The organism is Micromonospora sp. FIMYZ51, from assembly GCF_038246755.1.
GTDB lineage: Bacteria > Actinomycetota > Actinomycetes > Mycobacteriales > Micromonosporaceae > Micromonospora.
Genome location: NZ_CP134706.1, coordinates 456,178 through 470,507, shown reverse-complemented (window position 1 = coordinate 470,507; position 14,330 = coordinate 456,178). Strand labels below are relative to the sequence as shown.

At 71.9% G+C, this 14,330-nt stretch carries 15 protein-coding genes and 2 pseudogenes; 10 read left to right on the top strand and 7 right to left on the bottom strand.

Annotated features, from left to right (window positions below):
• Positions 1-44: 44 nt before the first annotated feature.
• The 4 genes and pseudogenes from QQG74_RS02325 (at position 45) to QQG74_RS02310 (ending at position 3,429) form a co-directional block, all read left to right on the top strand.
• Positions 45-872 (top strand): hypothetical protein, encoded by an 828-nt coding sequence (locus tag QQG74_RS02325; RefSeq protein ID WP_341721110.1) that lies wholly within the window; start codon positions 45-47, stop codon positions 870-872.
• A gap of 65 nt (positions 873-937) precedes the next feature.
• A pseudogene (locus QQG74_RS02320) lies at positions 938-1,594 on the top strand (HAD family phosphatase).
• Positions 1,595-1,678: 84 nt separating this feature from the next.
• Positions 1,679-2,689 (top strand): NADPH:quinone reductase, encoded by a 1,011-nt coding sequence (locus tag QQG74_RS02315; RefSeq protein ID WP_341718633.1) that lies wholly within the window; start codon positions 1,679-1,681, stop codon positions 2,687-2,689.
• A gap of 248 nt (positions 2,690-2,937) precedes the next feature.
• Positions 2,938-3,429, top strand: a complete 492-nt coding sequence (locus QQG74_RS02310; protein WP_341718632.1) for an NUDIX domain-containing protein — start codon at positions 2,938-2,940, stop codon at positions 3,427-3,429.
• A gap of 105 nt (positions 3,430-3,534) precedes the next feature.
• On the opposite strand, the gene QQG74_RS02305 is transcribed toward QQG74_RS02310, so the two are convergent.
• The gene (locus QQG74_RS02305; RefSeq protein WP_341718631.1) at positions 3,535-4,083 is read right to left on the bottom strand and encodes a type 1 glutamine amidotransferase domain-containing protein; all 549 of its coding nucleotides are present in this window, start codon (positions 4,081-4,083) and stop codon (positions 3,535-3,537) included.
• A 129-nt stretch (positions 4,084-4,212) separates the two neighbouring features.
• Here QQG74_RS02305 and rfaE2 point away from each other — a divergent pair.
• Together rfaE2 and QQG74_RS02295 are read left to right on the top strand one after the other, a co-directional pair.
• A pseudogene (gene rfaE2 / locus QQG74_RS02300) lies at positions 4,213-6,147 on the top strand (D-glycero-beta-D-manno-heptose 1-phosphate adenylyltransferase); the annotation flags it as partial.
• Positions 6,148-6,485: 338 nt separating this feature from the next.
• Positions 6,486-7,370 carry a glycosyltransferase gene (locus QQG74_RS02295; protein WP_341718630.1) on the top strand — a complete coding sequence of 295 codons (885 nt, stop codon included), beginning with the start codon at positions 6,486-6,488 and terminating at the stop codon, positions 7,368-7,370.
• Positions 7,371-7,415: 45 nt separating this feature from the next.
• On the opposite strand, the gene QQG74_RS02290 is transcribed toward QQG74_RS02295, so the two are convergent.
• From QQG74_RS02290 to QQG74_RS02265, 6 genes are all read right to left on the bottom strand, one after another.
• Positions 7,416-8,522 carry a glycosyltransferase family 9 protein gene (locus QQG74_RS02290; protein WP_341718629.1) on the bottom strand — a complete coding sequence of 369 codons (1,107 nt, stop codon included), beginning with the start codon at positions 8,520-8,522 and terminating at the stop codon, positions 7,416-7,418.
• A 10-nt stretch (positions 8,523-8,532) separates the two neighbouring features.
• On the bottom strand, positions 8,533-9,066 hold the full coding sequence (locus QQG74_RS02285) for an Hsp20/alpha crystallin family protein (RefSeq protein ID WP_341718628.1): 534 nt from the start codon (positions 9,064-9,066) through the stop codon (positions 8,533-8,535).
• Positions 9,063-9,569 carry a DUF2231 domain-containing protein gene (locus QQG74_RS02280; RefSeq protein WP_341718627.1) on the bottom strand — a complete coding sequence of 169 codons (507 nt, stop codon included), beginning with the start codon at positions 9,567-9,569 and terminating at the stop codon, positions 9,063-9,065. Before QQG74_RS02280 ends, QQG74_RS02285 begins: the two co-directional genes overlap by 4 nt.
• Before the next feature lie 34 nt (positions 9,570-9,603).
• Positions 9,604-9,801, bottom strand: a complete 198-nt coding sequence (locus QQG74_RS02275; RefSeq protein ID WP_341718626.1) for a hypothetical protein — start codon at positions 9,799-9,801, stop codon at positions 9,604-9,606.
• A 33-nt stretch (positions 9,802-9,834) separates the two neighbouring features.
• On the bottom strand, positions 9,835-10,242 hold the full coding sequence (locus QQG74_RS02270) for a VOC family protein (protein ID WP_341718625.1): 408 nt from the start codon (positions 10,240-10,242) through the stop codon (positions 9,835-9,837).
• 186 nt (positions 10,243-10,428) lie between these two features.
• Positions 10,429-10,899, bottom strand: coding sequence for a hypothetical protein (locus QQG74_RS02265; RefSeq protein WP_341718624.1), 471 nt, complete (start codon positions 10,897-10,899; stop codon positions 10,429-10,431).
• Positions 10,900-11,202: 303 nt separating this feature from the next.
• Between QQG74_RS02265 and QQG74_RS02260 the strand changes: the two genes are divergently transcribed.
• The 4 genes from QQG74_RS02260 (at position 11,203) to QQG74_RS02245 (ending at position 14,320) form a co-directional block, all read left to right on the top strand.
• Positions 11,203-11,862, top strand: coding sequence for a HEAT repeat domain-containing protein (locus QQG74_RS02260; RefSeq protein ID WP_341718623.1), 660 nt, complete (start codon positions 11,203-11,205; stop codon positions 11,860-11,862).
• A 6-nt stretch (positions 11,863-11,868) separates the two neighbouring features.
• The gene (locus tag QQG74_RS02255; RefSeq protein ID WP_341718622.1) at positions 11,869-12,882 is read left to right on the top strand and encodes a MerR family transcriptional regulator; all 1,014 of its coding nucleotides are present in this window, start codon (positions 11,869-11,871) and stop codon (positions 12,880-12,882) included.
• A gap of 126 nt (positions 12,883-13,008) precedes the next feature.
• Entirely contained in the window at positions 13,009-13,491 is a 483-nt protein-coding gene (locus tag QQG74_RS02250; RefSeq protein WP_341718621.1) for a hypothetical protein, read from the top strand.
• Between the two features lie 85 nt (positions 13,492-13,576).
• Positions 13,577-14,320 (top strand): LPXTG cell wall anchor domain-containing protein, encoded by a 744-nt coding sequence (locus QQG74_RS02245; RefSeq protein ID WP_341718620.1) that lies wholly within the window; start codon positions 13,577-13,579, stop codon positions 14,318-14,320.
• Positions 14,321-14,330: the final 10 nt, after the last annotated feature.

Sequence of the window (14,330 nt, the reverse complement as noted above, 5' to 3'; positions counted from 1 at the left end):
TCGTGGTGACGGCGGTGGACGAACCCGGGCGGCTCGCCCGGTTGATGTGGACCTACTACGAGCCGGTGCACGCCGTCACCTACTTCCATCCGCGCGCCCGCGCCGCCTACGAGGCGGTCGGGCTGCGCGGATTCTGGCGCGGTTACTTCGCGGGCCGGGCCGCCCCGCTCGGGCCGATCGGACCCGCGCCGGTGATCGCCACCTTCTTCACCTTCGCCCCGCACATGGTGACCCGGGCCCTGCCCGCCGTGTGGCAGCTGGCCACGCCGGAGGAGGCGCTGCGGGCCCGGCTCACCGGGGCGGTGCAGGCGCTCGCCGAGCTGACGTACGAGCTGCCGGAGCGGCACCTGGCGGAGACCGCCGAGCTGCTGGAGGCCGCCGCCGAGGCGGTCGGTACCGCGCCCGGCCGGGTGCTCGGCGCGGCCAACGCCGCCCTGCCGCGCGGCGATTATCCGCTGGCCCGGCTCTGGCAGGCCACCACGACACTGCGCGAGCACCGCGGGGACGGGCACGTGGCGGCGCTGGTCGCCGCCGACCTCGACCCGGTGGAGACGCTGGCCTGGCGGATCGCGACCGGCATGGCCGCGCAGCCCCTGCTCCGCCGGGGCTGGTCGGAGCAAGAGTGGGTCCAGGCCCGCGAGCGGCTGGCCGCCCGTGGCTGGCTCACCCCGGCCGGCGAACCGACCGAGCGCGGCCGGGCCGGCTTCCAGGCCGTCGAGGACGCCACCGACGCCAGCGCCGCCCGCCCCTGGCAGGCCCTCGATCCCGACGCCCTGGACCGCCTGCGTGCCCTGCTGGCGCCCCTGGCCAATGCCGCGTACCGCGTCATCCCCTCGGACAACCCGATCGGTCTTCCCGAACCCGGATGTTAATAAGGGGCCCTTCCTCTACCTGAGGCGTTAAAAAGGGGCCCTTCCTTGCCTGGAAGGATGGCGGGATGACGGTGGATGCGGTGGTGTTCGATCTTGACGGCGTGATCGTGGACTCCGAGCCGGTCTAGGAGGAGGTCCGGCGGGCGTACGTGGCGGAGCACGGCGGCACCTGGCAGGACGACACCCAGCGCCGGCTGATGGGGATGAGCACCGGGGAGTGGGCCCGCTACCTCAGCGGCGAGTTGGGCGTACGGCGTACCGCCGAGCAGGTCGCCGCCGAAGTGGTCGAGGAGATGGCCCGGCGGTACGCGGTGCGGGTACCGCTCATCGACGGGGCGGACCAGGTGGTGCGCCGGCTGGCCGCGCGGTGGCCGCTCGGCCTGGCCAGTTCCTCGCCGACCCGGTTGATCGCGGCGGCGCTGGCCGCCACCGAGCTGACCGACACGTTCCGCACCACGCTCTCGACCGAGCAGACCGAGCGCGGCAAGCCGGCGCCGGATGTCTACCTGACCGTGGCACAGCGGCTCGGCGTCGACCCGACCCGCTGCGTGGCGGTGGAGGACTCCGCAAACGGCGTACGGTCGGCCGCCGCGGCCGGGATGCGGGTGGTGGCGGTGCCGCACGGGGCGTACCCGCTCGATCCGGACGCGCAGCGGTTGGCGTCGACCGTGCTGGACTCGATCGACGAGCTGACCCCGGAGGTCGTGGCCCAGCTCGGCTGAACCCCTACCGGCCGCTCCCCGACCCGCCTACGGTCGGTGGTGGATCAGCATCTCGACCGGGGCGGTAAACGGGAGGAGACGGGGATGAAGGCGATCGTTTACGAGCGCACGGGCGACCCTTCGGTGCTCGAACTGGTCGACCGGCCGGTGCCCGAGCCGGGCCGGGGCGAGGTGCTCGTGCGCATCGCGTACGCCGGGGTGAATCCGACCGACTGGAAGGCCCGCCGGAGCTTTCCGCTGCCGGCCGGCTGGCAGATCCCCGGGCAGGACGGTGCCGGGGTGGTCGAGGCGGTCGGCGAGGGCGTCGACCAGGACCTGATCGGCGAGCGGGTGTGGCTCTGGGAGGCGGCCTGGCAGCGCCCCTGGGGCACGGCCACCGAGTACACGGTGGTGCCGGTGCGCCAGGCGGTCCGCCTCGGTGACGCCTCCTTCGAGTTGGGTGCCTGCCTGGGCATCCCGTTCCTGACCGCGCACCGGTGCCTGACCGCCGGTGAGTACCTGCCGGACAGCCTGGGCCCGGGCGCGTTGAGCGACCACACGGTGCTGGTGCAGGGCGGGGCTGGCGCGGTGGGCAACGCGGCGATCCAGCTCGCGGCCTGGGCCGATGCCTGCGTGATCGCCACGGTGAGCAGCGCCGAGAAGGCACAACTGGCTGCGGCGGCGGGTGCCTCGGTGGTGATCAACTATCGGGACCAGGACGTGGTCGAGGAGGTCCGCAAGGTCGCGCCCGACGGGGTCCACACGATCGTCGAGGTCTCCGCCGCCCGCAACGCCGCCACCGACGCCCAACTGCTCCACCACGGCGGGGTGGTCTGCGTCTACGCCGACGACGGCGGCGACGAGGTGACCCTGCCGATCCGACCGCTCATGGTGCCGAACGCCCGTTGGCAGTTCGTGCTGGTCTACACCCTGCCGAAGGCGGCCAAGGCACAGGCGGTGGTGGACGTGGCGGCGGCTGCCGCACAGGGCGGCATCCGGGTGGGCGAGGAGGCCGGCCTGCCGCTGCACCGGTACCCGTTGTCGGCGACGGCCGCCGCGCATCAGGCGGTGGAGGACGCCGTGGTGGGCAAGGTGCTGGTCAGCGCAAGCGAGTAACGGGCGGTAGTGGGTTGATTTCCCCATCGCCGGGACACAGGCGAACAAGTTTCGCAATACTGACAGTGCGGGTCGCCCGCAAAAAGGGCGGCCCCGGCGCGGTGCGAACGCCGGGGCCGCCCACCGGGAGAGAGGTCTGTGCGAGGCCGCTGTCCCTAATGGCGATGATGCGCTCAAAAACGTTACGCCGGGCCTGTTTTCGCAGATCCGGGCCGTCGTACGCGGGCCGCCGCCGTAAATTTGTCCGGGTGAGCATCTCCTGGGCTGATTCGTACGTCGGGCAGCTACGCGCGCTGGCCGGCGACCGGACGCTGATGTTCGTCGGCGCCCGTGCCGTGGTCCGCGACAACGCGGCCCGGATCTTGTTGATCCGTCGCTCCGACAACGGGCAGTGGGCGATGCCCGCCGGGGCCATGGAACTCGGCGAGTCGATCGCCGACTGCGCCGTGCGGGAGGTACGCGAGGAGACCGGCCTGCGCGCCCTGCGGGTCAGCGCCTTCGCGCTCTACACCGGCCCGGACCGCACCCACACCAACATGTACGGCCACACGTACCAGATCTTCACCACGGCGTTCCGGGTGGAGGAGTGGGACGGTCAGTTGGCCCGGGTCACCGACGAGACAAGCGACGCCGGGTTCTTCCACCGCGAAGCGATGCCGTACCCGCTCTCCGCCAGCGTCTCGGAGACCCTCGCCGACCTGGACGTCTTCGAGCAGACCAACCGCCTGATCCTGAAGTAGGGCCGGCGCGGAGCATCGTCGCAGAGAGACGCCTCCCGAAACCGGACGCGACCCTCGCCCGTGCGGGCGAGGGTCGCGAGCCCCACGATCGAAGGCGTCCGGCGGTCAGTGTCGACCCTCGGCGAACTCCTCGACGATCTTGGCGCAGAAGGCCGGCAGGTCGTCCGGGTTGCGGCTGCTGACCAGCCCGTTGTCGGTCACGACCTGCTCGTCGACCCACTCGGCACCGGCGTTGACCAGGTCGGTACGCAAGCTCGGCCAGCTCGTCAGGCGCCGACCGCGCACCACATCCGCCTCGACAAGCGTCCACGGGCCATGGCAGATCACCCCGACCGGCTTGCCCGCGTCGAAGAACGACCGCACGAACCGTACGGCGTCCGGGTCGGCGCGCAGGAAGTCCGGGTTGGCCACCCCGCCCGGCAGCACGAGCGCGTCGTACCGCTCGGGGTCCGCGTCGGCGACGGTCACATCCACCTCGTACGCCGTCGACTGGTCCAGATGCTCGAAAGAGGTGATCTTGCCGGTCTTGATCGACACCAGTTCGGCGGCGGCACCGGCCTGCTCGACCGCCTTGCGCGGCTGCACGTACTCGACCTCCTCCACACCATCGGTGGCCAGGAAGGCGACTCGTTTGCCCTGCAACGTGGCTGTCATGCTGTTTCTCCTCTCCGAGGTTCAGCAGAAACGGTTCCCGCCCTGGAACGCCCGAAACGGCCTCCTGGCGTGGTCCGCGTCGCTTGCCGGCGGCAGGTTTGACCCCGCCGGCCCGGGGGATCCGCCGGCATGGCACGAGCAGCAGCGGACCATCTCCGACTCGCCGACGTCGTGCAGAGCTGGCGTGGGCGCCCGGTGCTGGTGATCGGTGACGCCATGCTCGATGAATGGCGGTTCGCCGACTCGGACCGGCTGTGTCGGGAGGCCCCGGCACCGGTGCTCACTCTGCGCCGCCGCATCTCCGCTGCGGGCGGAGCCGCCAACACCGCCGTCAACATCGCCACGCTTGGCGGGCGGTCGGCGCTGGTGGCACCCGTCGGGGCGGATGCCGCCGGTGACGAGCTGCACGACTGTCTGGACCGGGCGGGAGTCTGGGACCGTACGGTCAGCCAGCCCGGCCGTCCCACGCCGGTCAAGCGCCGGATGCTGGCCGGCGACCAGATCCTGTTGCGGGAGGACTCCGGCGAACCGGACGATCCGCTGAACGATCTCGGGGTGGACTGCCTGCTCACCGCGCTCGAATGTGCGACCGAGGAGTTGCAGGCCGCCGCCGGTGGTGCCGCCCCGGCCCTGGTGATCTGCGACTACGGCCTGGGTGCGCTGCCCGCGCCGGTGCGCGCCTGGCTGGTCGCCGAACGGACCCGGTACGCCACTGTCGCGCTTGACGCGCATGACCTCGCCGACTGGCGTGGCCTGGCCCCGACCGTGGTCACTCCGAGCTTCGCGGAGGCGAGCCGGCTGCTCGCCCGCGCCGGCACCGTCGCCCTGGCCGCCGCCAACCCCCCGCCCGCCGTCGCCCCGGGAGCCGTAGCCCCGGAAGTTGTAGCCCCGGGAGCCGTAGCCCCGGGAGTTGTAGCCCCGGCCGCGGGCGGTAGCCGCAGCGCCGCCCCGAACGACGAGCCTGTCCCCGGTGGTGACCAGAACGGTGATCACCGGGGCAGCCTCCACCAGGAGGGCGACCGCGATGGCGGTGGCCGCCGGCTGCGTCTGGAGCATCCGGAGGTCGACCTGGCCGACGGTCCGTCCGAGTTGACCGTCGGCGCCGCACCCGGCGGTGCCGGACTGCGGCGTACCGACGGGCCGACCGGCGAGCCCACCCCGGCCGAGGGGCGGGTGGCGATGACCCGGGACGGGCTCAGCGTGACCGGCACCGGTGTGACCGTGAACGCCGACGCCGGTGCCGGCGTGGACCGGGCGGTGCTGGCCGAGTCCCGACTGGCCGAGCTACGCGCGCACACCGGCGCGGACGTCGTCGCGGTGACCCTGGACACCGACGGCGCGGTGGTCGGCGGGGCCGATGGCCGGCCGGCCCGCAGCCACAGCACCCCGGTGCCGGCCAGCCACGCCGTCGGCGCCGGGGACGCGTACCTGGCGGCCATGACGCTCGCGCTGGCTGCCGACGCGCCGCTGTCGACCGCCGCCGAGTTGGCGCAGCTCGCCGCGACGAGCACCGTCGCCAGCACCGGCACCTGCGTCTGCCACCAGGAGGACCTGCTGGCGGCGCTGGGCCGGCCGACGCCGGCAGGCAATGGCCGGGAGGTGCTGGTCGGCGCCGAAGGACTGACCACGATCATCGCCGAGCAGCGTCGGGCGGGCCGCTCCGTCGTCTTCACCAACGGCTGCTTCGACGTGCTGCACCGGGGCCACGTGCGCTACCTGGAACAGGCCCGCGCCCTCGGCGACCTGCTGGTGGTGGCGGTCAACTCCGACGACAGCGTACGGCGGCTCAAGGGGCCGGACCGACCGGTCAACCCGGTCGAGGACCGCACCGCCCTGCTCGCCGCTCTGTCCTGTGTGGACCATGTGGTGATCTTCGAGGAGGACTCACCGGCCGAGCTGATCGAGGCCATCCGTCCGGACGTGTACGTCAAGGGTGGCGACTACCCGCCGGACCTGGTGCCGGAGGCACCGCTGGTGCAGCGGCTGGGCGGCCAGGTACGCACCCTCGGATACGTGCCGGACCGTTCCACCTCAGCGATCATCGAGCGAATCCGGGCGTACGGTCAGCAGGGCGCGGCAGAGGTCGGTGCCGGCAGCCCGACGCCGCCGCCCGCCACGGCCGACGCCGTCGCGCCGTCACTTGAGTCCACCACGCCGCCGGGTGAGCCCACCGCGCCACTTGAGTCCGCGCCGCCACCGCTTGCGGCGACCACGCCGCCGGGTGAGGCCACCACGCCACCGCTTGAGTCCACGCCACCGCTCGCGGCGACCACGCCGCCGCCTGACGCGACCGCGCCGCCGGGCGGTACGGCCACGCCGCCGCTTGCGGCGATCGCGCCGCCGCCTGACGCGACCGCGCCGCCGGGCGGTACGGCCACGCCGCCGCTCACCGGCAAGGCGCCGTGAACCGACCGCTGGACGGCGGCACGCACCGCGACTTCCGGGCCGACCGCCTGCTCGACGTGCTGGTGCCGACCCGCGACCGGCCCGCCGAACTGGCCGTCACGCTCGCCGGGCTGGCCGCGCAGGAGGGGGTGCCAGGCTTCGGGGTGGTGGTCAGCGACCAGTCCGACGGCGAACCCGGGTACGCCCACCCGGCCACCGCCACCATGGTCCGGGTCCTGCGGCATCGGGGCCATCCGGTGCTGCTGACCCGCCGGCTGCCCCGGCGCGGCCTGGCCGAACACCGGGCCGCCCTGCTTGCCGCGTCCGCCGCCCGGTACGTGCTCTGCCTCGACGACGACGTCTGGCTGGAACCGGGGACGCTGCGCCGACTGGTCACCGCGATCGAGGAACTGGGCTGCGGCTTCGTCGGCAACGCGGTGCACGGGCTGTCCTACCTGGACGACGTACGGCCCCAGACGCACCGGCACTACCAGGAGTGGACCGGTCGGCCCGAGCCGGAGCGGATCCGACCGGGCACCCCCGAGTGGGACCGGTCGCAGATCCATTCCGCGGCGAACCTGCTGCACGTCACCGAGGCGTTGGCGCTGCCACCGGATAGTTGGCGGGCGTACAAGGTCTCCTGGATCGGCGGATGCGTGCTGTACGACCGTGCCAAGCTTGTCGACTCCGGTGGCTTCGAATTCTGGCGCCGGGTGCCGGCGGCGCACCAGGGCGAGGACGTTGCCGCCCAGCTCGCCGTGTTGGCGCGCCACGGCGGCGCCGGTGTCCTGCCCAGCGGCGCCTACCACCTGGAGTCGCCGACCACGGTCACCGAACGTGACGTGGAGGCATGGGAGGTCGTACTCAGCGACGGTCCGGTCGGGCGTGAGGCCGGGTGTTAACAGGGGGCCCGTGCTCTACCTGAGGCGTTAATAAGGTGCCCTTCCTTACGTGAAGAGGAGTTCGCGGGCGGCTTCGAGCACTTCGGCTACCGGCACGTCCGTCACGAACGAATCGCGGTGCGGGCACTCACCGTCACCGGGCCGGTGCGGGTAGATGCCGGGTGTGCAGTCCACACCGCAGACCGGGCAGTGCACCGTCCAGGAGATGATCGGCCGGTGCCGGCCCCGCAGCGCGGTGGCCGTGGTGATCAGGTTGCCGACCCAGAAGATGCCGACAGTGGGGGCACCCACGGCGGCGGCGAGGTGCAGCGGACCGGTGTCGTTGGAGATCACCAGGGCGCAGTCGGCATAGCAGGCCGCCAGCCCGCCCAGGCTGAGCGTGCCCACCAGCGGCCGGATCGGCACCCCGGCCGCCGCGACCACCTCGTCGACCACGTCCTGCTCGGCGGGGGTGCCGGTGACCAGCACCTGGTACCCGTCGGCGTGCAGCACTCGGGCCACCCCGGCGAACCGGTCGGTGGGCCAGCGCCGCCGGGTGTCGGTCGCCCCCGGGTGCAGCGCCACCCGGGGACGCTCCGGCGCACCGAGCACGCGCCGCGCCTCGGCGCGGTCCGGGTCGGTCACCGCCAAGGTCGGGATGATCGTGGTGGCCGGGGCACCCACAAGCGCCGCCACCTCCAGGTAGCGGATCACCTCGGGCTGGTAGTAGACGTAGCGCAGCCAGCGGTCCAGCGGCGGGGCGTCCTCCGCCCGCAGCCCCGCGGTGACCCGGGCACCGAGCGCGGCGACAAGCGGATTCGAGTTCGCGCCGCCGCCATGCAACTGGAGCGCCAGGTCGAAGTGCTCCGCGCGGACGTCGGCCAGGAAGTCGACAATGCCGGCCGTCGCCTCGCCGTCGGTCGCCGCGCGGATCCCGGGCGCGGGCGGCACCACAAGCACCCGGTCCACCGGGCCCGGCCGGTCACGCCAGAGCGCCGCGTGCCACGGCGCGCCGAGCAACACGATCTCCGCCGCCGGGTACGCCGCGCGCAGCGCCTCCAGCGCCGGTAGGACGAAGATGAAGTCGCCGAGCGCGTTGGCGCGCAACACGGCGATCCGGGCCACGTCGGGCACCCGTCCGACGGCCGGAGTGAGCAGGCCCGGGGGACCCACGGGCCGGCCGTTACCGGCCGGACTCGCCGACGGCGACATCCGGCTGGTGCAGCTCCCGATCCGCCGCCGGGTCGACGCTGACCGGCGTACCGCCGGAGAAGCCGGCGCGGTGCGGCCCGGTGCGGCCGACGGTGATGGTGCGCGGCGTGGGCCGGTTGGCCCGGGGCAGCCGCACCCGGAGCAGACCGTGATCCATCACGGCGTCGATCGAGTCCGCGTCCACCCGCGCCGGCAGCGGCACCCGATACTCGAAGCCCCGGGTCTCGAAGCCGCCGGGAATCCCGTGGTCGGCGTTGACCTCGGCCTCCGTCCGGGCGCGTACGCACAACTCGCGGTCGTCCACCTCCACCGCGACCTCCTCGGGGGCCACCCCGGGCAGCCGGACGACCACCTCCCAGCCGTCGGCGGTCTCGCCCAGTTCCACCTCGGGCGGGCCTGGCCGGCCACCGACCAGCCGACTCAGCTCGGCCCGCAGCGACTGCAACTCGCCCAGCGGGTCCCAGCCCTGCTGCCCGCCCCGCCAGCCACGTCCCGGTCCGCTCATCGCACGTCTCCTATCCGTTGGCTCGCCGGGCTCGACCGCAACGAGCTTGGCGCGTCCAGGTTGGCGTCCGAGTCGACGCCCACGCCGAGCCGGTCCACCAGTTCGCCGCCGAGCCAGGCGCTCACGCCGAGGATGCCGAGCGCCACCACCTCGATGGCGATCAGCGCCCCACCGGCACCCCGCGAATCGGCGTTGAGCCGCACCACCCAGACCGCGGCGAAGAGCAGGATCACCGCGACGTTCGCGGCGGCGTGGGTGAGCGCCACCCGCTTGGCCCGGGTGCCGGCGGGGATGGCCAACAGGTCGAACAGTCCGGCCGCCGCAGCCAGCAGGCCGCCGATCAGGCCCACGGTGAGATTCCAGTACGCCACCTCGCCGAGAAAGTCCGGCCCACCGACGGTGTCGATGATGTCGAAGAGCACGGCCGTGGTCAGCAGGGCGACCGGGAACATCACAAGCATCGGGTGGACGGGGTGACCCAGGATCTTGAGTCGACTCTCCATCTCCGGGCCTCCACTGCTTCCTGCGTTCTGCTTGTCACTGCGGCGTCATGGCGGCGTCTTTCGCGCAGTGGAGCCGTACCCCGGCCCGCACCGGACAAACCTCGCGGTAGACGCGACCACACCGAACGTGGCGGTCCCGCCCGGGTGCCGTCACCATGGTCAACGCCACGGGAAGGCAGAACGTGACGGTGGAGATCACGTCGGCGGCGAAGTCGCGCGACCTGCTCGGCACCCGCGCCCGCACCCTGGAACGCGTCAGGTGTCGTCAGGTGCCCGCCGTGACGGCGACCATCCACACGTGGCCGTCTGGATCGGCGAAGGTGCCCGCGTACCCCCAGGGCTGCTGGCCGGGCTCGGTAACCACCTCGGCGCCGGCGTTCCGGGCCCGCTTGATCAGGTCGTCGACCTCATCCGGCCCGGTCGCGCTCAGCCCGAGGACGCATTCGCTGTGCCGAGCGTCGGCCACCTCCCGCCCACCGAGCACCCAGCCGAAGCCCCCGGTCGGCACCAGCATCAGCCGCAGACCGTCGTTCACCTCGAACTGCAACGGCTCGGGCAGCCCGTCCTCGGCGGGTTCCCCGATGCCGACCAGACCGAGCGCGTCCCGGTAGAAGTCGTGGGCGACCCGTCGATCGGCGATCGGCAGGCTGACGATGACCGGCGCATGCTGCACAGCAACCTCCAAAGTCGAGCGGGATCTCGTCATTGTGCAGGAGACGCCGGACATCCCGGTGAGTGATTGCATCATCACGCTCGCCGCCACGCGGGGGCGACGCCGGCTGCGGGCTGTCCGGCTCGCCCGGACCGTTACCGGCTCGCTCAGACCGGTGCCGGCTCGCTCAGACCGTCACCGGCTCGCTCAGACGGGTGCCGGCGAGCGGAAGCGCCGCCAGATCCGACCAACCTTGAGTACGCCGTCGGCGACGGCGACGTGCGCGACGGCCGGGACGAGCACGGTAACCGCAGCGCCGAGGCACGACCACAACATCACGTCGAGCGAATCCCCGGTTGTCAGGGCTACGACGGCCATGTAGATCGCGGCCAGCACCATCGCAGCAGCGCTCGTGATCAGCATCTTCACGAGGAATCGTCCGCTCCTCGCGGCTGCGTCCCCGATCAAGCCGGCCGGTACGAAGAGCAGCGGCACCAGGATGGCCCCCACGATGCCCGCGAGCAGCACCAGGAACGGCCCGCCGAGCGGTCCACCCAGATCCGCGTTGGTCACTCCCGCGTACGCGAACAGTCCGAGATAGACGAGGGCTGTCTGCACGACGAACACGAACCAGGCGGCAGCCGCACCAGCGAGGTGCCGAGCGAGCCTTCCGACCATGATGCCTCCCCGTAAGACACTCACCCGATCGCATTCAGCTATGTCTACGGATCGTAGGCCACCGGCCGGTTTGCAGAGCCGCCGGTCTTCAGGAGCGCGACCCCGCCGCCGGGCCGTTCACCGCATAGTGCCCCGCTTGACCCCGGCCGCACGCTTCGTTCCACCCCGGCCGCGCGCTTCGTTCCACCCCGGCCGCGCGCTTCGTTCCACCCCGGCCGCGCGCTTCGTTTGACCCCGGCCGCACGCTTCGTTTGACCTTGACACGGTGACAAGGTCTTTCCTTGGGGTCAGGAGGTGATCCCGATGGGCGGGCCGGAACAGGACATTCGACTTCTCCAGGGGCTGAAGCACAGTAATTCGTCTATGCGGCTGCGGGCCGCGTTGGCCGTCGGCACGACCCCGGACGCACAGTTCATCGACCCGCTTATCGAACGATGCGCGATCGAGCCCGACTTCTCCGTACGCGAGATGCTCACCTGGGCACTCATCCGCCACCCAGCCTCGATGACGGTCCCGAAACTCACGGCGGAACTGCGTTCGGCGCGTACGCAGGCACGAAGTCAGGCGTTGCACACGCTGTCCAAGATCGGTGATCGGCGCGCCTGGCCGGCGATCACGCAGGCACTGCTGACCGACGCCGACGACGAGGTGGCGCGGAGCGCCTGGCGGGCAGCGGTCGCGCTCGTACCCGAAAATGAGAAACCGGAGTTGGCCCGGGTGTTGGCCACCCAGCTCGGGCGCGGCGGGCGTGAGCTGCAACTGAGTCTCAGCCGGGCGCTGATCGCGCTCGGTGAGATGATCGTGGCGACCCTGCGCGCCGCGACCACCGACCCCGACCCTCGGGTACGCCACCACGCGATCGCCACGCAACGGCTGCTGCACGACCCGGATGCCGGTTTCGAGTATGCGATCGAGGAAGCGAAACGAATCGTGGCCCTCGGTGGGAGCGGCCAGGAAGGGTGACCGGCAGTGTTGATCGGTGAGGTGGCCCGACGGTCCGGCGTCAGCGCCCGCATGCTCCGGCATTACGACTCGCTCGGCCTGCTGCGGCCCACGGGTCGCACCGGTTCGGGCTATCGCGAGTATTCGAGCGAGGACATCCGGCGGATCTTCCACATCGAGAGCCTGCGGTCGCTGGGGCTGTCGCTGCGTGAAGTCGGGCGTGCGCTCGACGACCCCAACTTCGCCCCCGCCGCGCTTGTCGACAACTTGATCCGGCAGACCCGGGCACGCATCGCGGCGGAGACGGAGTTGCTCAACCGACTGCGTCGGATCGGTGCCGCAGAACCCGCCGGCTGGGAGGACGTCCTCCAGATCGTCGCCCTGCTGCATGCGCTGGGATCGGAGAGCGCCGGGAAGCGTCAGCGCGCGGCCCTCTCCTCGGTCTCTTCGGTCGGCGAGGCTCCGGTGCCGGTGGAGGCGCTTGTCGAGGCGGTGTTGAGCGAGTCGGACCCGAACGTCGCCGGGGCCCTACGCTGGGCTCTGGCCCAGTCGGGCGAGCGTGCATTGGCCCTGCTGGCGGAGGGCATCGACGCACCGGAAGCCGAGGTACGCAAACGTGCCGTCCAGTCCATCGCCGAGATCCCGGACGACGCGGCGACCGCACTGCTGCGTAACGCGCTCGCCAACTCCGACGTCGTGGTCCGCAGGTACGCCGCCCTGGCCCTCGGCACCCGCGGCGTGGCCGACGCCGTCCCGACCCTCATCGAGATGATCGTCGAGGAGGCGAACGACGTCGATGCGGCCGACGCGCTGAGCGGACTGGCGGATGATCTCGCAATGGCGGATCAGATCGCCGCCAGCCTCGTCGGCCGCCTCGCACCCGGCACCGTTGATCCGTCGGCCCGGCGACGGCTGGCCCAGGCGCTCGCGGGCATTCCGGGGACCGTCGCGTCTCGCGCCCTCGCCGAGTTGTCGACCGACGAGGATCGCGGCGTCGCGCTCACCGCCGCCTACATCCGCACCCTGCGCAACGCACACTAACCCCTGACCAGTACGTCTGGCCCGCCCGGACCGACCGCCCGCTGGCGATCCAGCAGCCGGTGGGCCGCCAGCAGTCGCCGCAGGCGGCGCGGCCCAGGGTGGCGCGCCGGAAGTACGCTCCGGCGCATGAAGGCGCCCCTGGTTCGGCTACTTGCCTGTCTGGCGGTCGTACCGCTGCTGGCCGGGTGCATCGCGGAGGTCTCCCACGCACCGGCAGCCTCGCGACTGGAATACAGCTGCTGCGAGACCGCAGACCTCGAAAAGCTCTACCAACCCGGGCAGACGTTCACCCTGCACTGGATCGTCGGCGTACGCGACGCCGCCGCGACCACCCCGGTCCGGGTCGAGCTTCAGGCTAGCCTGACCGGCCCGTACGCGACCGAGGCACAGCTCAAGGACGCGGAGACAGGTACCGTCACCGTCCCCGGACTGGCCACCTACACCGCCGAGCCGGTGCGACCCACCGGTACGCCCGACGAGCAGCCGGTAAGCGTCATCCCAATCGCCCCCGAGGCCAAGCCCGGCTACTACAAGCTGGTCAGCTCGATGATCGACGACGACGCCACAGCCACCGGGACCAGCATCATCCAGATCGTTCCCCGAATCTGACCGCCGGTCACAAACGGGGCAACCTTTTGCGTGAGCGACGGGTAGCATCTCCACGTTTTTGCTTGCCACGGGGAGGAAGACCCAAATGCGATGGAAGTTACCGGCTGGCGTCCTGATGGCGCTGGCCTTCCTGCTTCCGGCGGTGCCGGCGATGGCGCAGACCGAACCGCCTGTGCTGAACGATGCCTGCCAAACGGTCGAGCGCAAGGTGTACAAGGACATCCGCCAGCTGGTCACCATCGACCTGGACACCGCCACCAATGTAGAGCTGCGCGTGTTGGCCAACCAGATCCTGGCCGCAGCGAAGGCCGACGCGTTGACCGTCCTGCCTGGGGCGCTACAGAAGCGGCTGGACGGCACCCCGGATGATCTGCGGGCATTCCTCAAGACGGACGTGCAGAAAGCCTGGACAACGGACCTACGGATCGCGGTGGCCCGGACGTTGGTGAGCGCTGGCGCCAACGTGCAGGCGGCGGCGCAGAAGGCGCTCGATGAGGGGACCGTCGATGCCTCCCTGGCTTACCTGAACAACGACCTGTACGCCGCACGTGAACTCGACTGCGCGTCGCAGCCCACCCCGACGCCGAGCGCCACGCCCAGCACCACGCCCAGCACCACGCCGAGCGTCACGCCCAGCGCCACGGCGACCGTTGCACCGGTTCCTTCTCCCTCCGCCAGCCTGGGCGCTCCCGGCGACGGCGAGGGCGGTGGGCTGCCCGTCACCGGTGCCGACACCGCGACCGTGGCCAGCATCGGCGGTGCGCTTCTGCTCCTCGGCGGTGCCGGCTACCTGATCGGACGCCGACGCCGTTCCCGCTTCGTGGCGTAGCCCGCGATCC

Coding starts and splice junctions, on each gene's coding strand:
- QQG74_RS02315 (WP_341718633.1), top strand. CDS start 1,679: ATGAAGGCGATCGTTTACGAGCGCACGGGCGACCCTTCGGTGCTCGAA.
- QQG74_RS02250 (WP_341718621.1), top strand. CDS start 13,009: ATGAAGGCGCCCCTGGTTCGGCTACTTGCCTGTCTGGCGGTCGTACCG.
- QQG74_RS02285 (WP_341718628.1), bottom strand. CDS start 9,066: ATGAGCGGACCGGGACGTGGCTGGCGGGGCGGGCAGCAGGGCTGGGAC.
- QQG74_RS02280 (WP_341718627.1), bottom strand. CDS start 9,569: ATGGAGAGTCGACTCAAGATCCTGGGTCACCCCGTCCACCCGATGCTT.
- QQG74_RS02325 (WP_341721110.1), top strand. CDS start 45: ATGTGGACCTACTACGAGCCGGTGCACGCCGTCACCTACTTCCATCCG.
- QQG74_RS02265 (WP_341718624.1), bottom strand. CDS start 10,899: ATGGTCGGAAGGCTCGCTCGGCACCTCGCTGGTGCGGCTGCCGCCTGG.
- QQG74_RS02305 (WP_341718631.1), bottom strand. CDS start 4,083: ATGACAGCCACGTTGCAGGGCAAACGAGTCGCCTTCCTGGCCACCGAT.
- QQG74_RS02260 (WP_341718623.1), top strand. CDS start 11,203: ATGGGCGGGCCGGAACAGGACATTCGACTTCTCCAGGGGCTGAAGCAC.
- QQG74_RS02245 (WP_341718620.1), top strand. CDS start 13,577: ATGCGATGGAAGTTACCGGCTGGCGTCCTGATGGCGCTGGCCTTCCTG.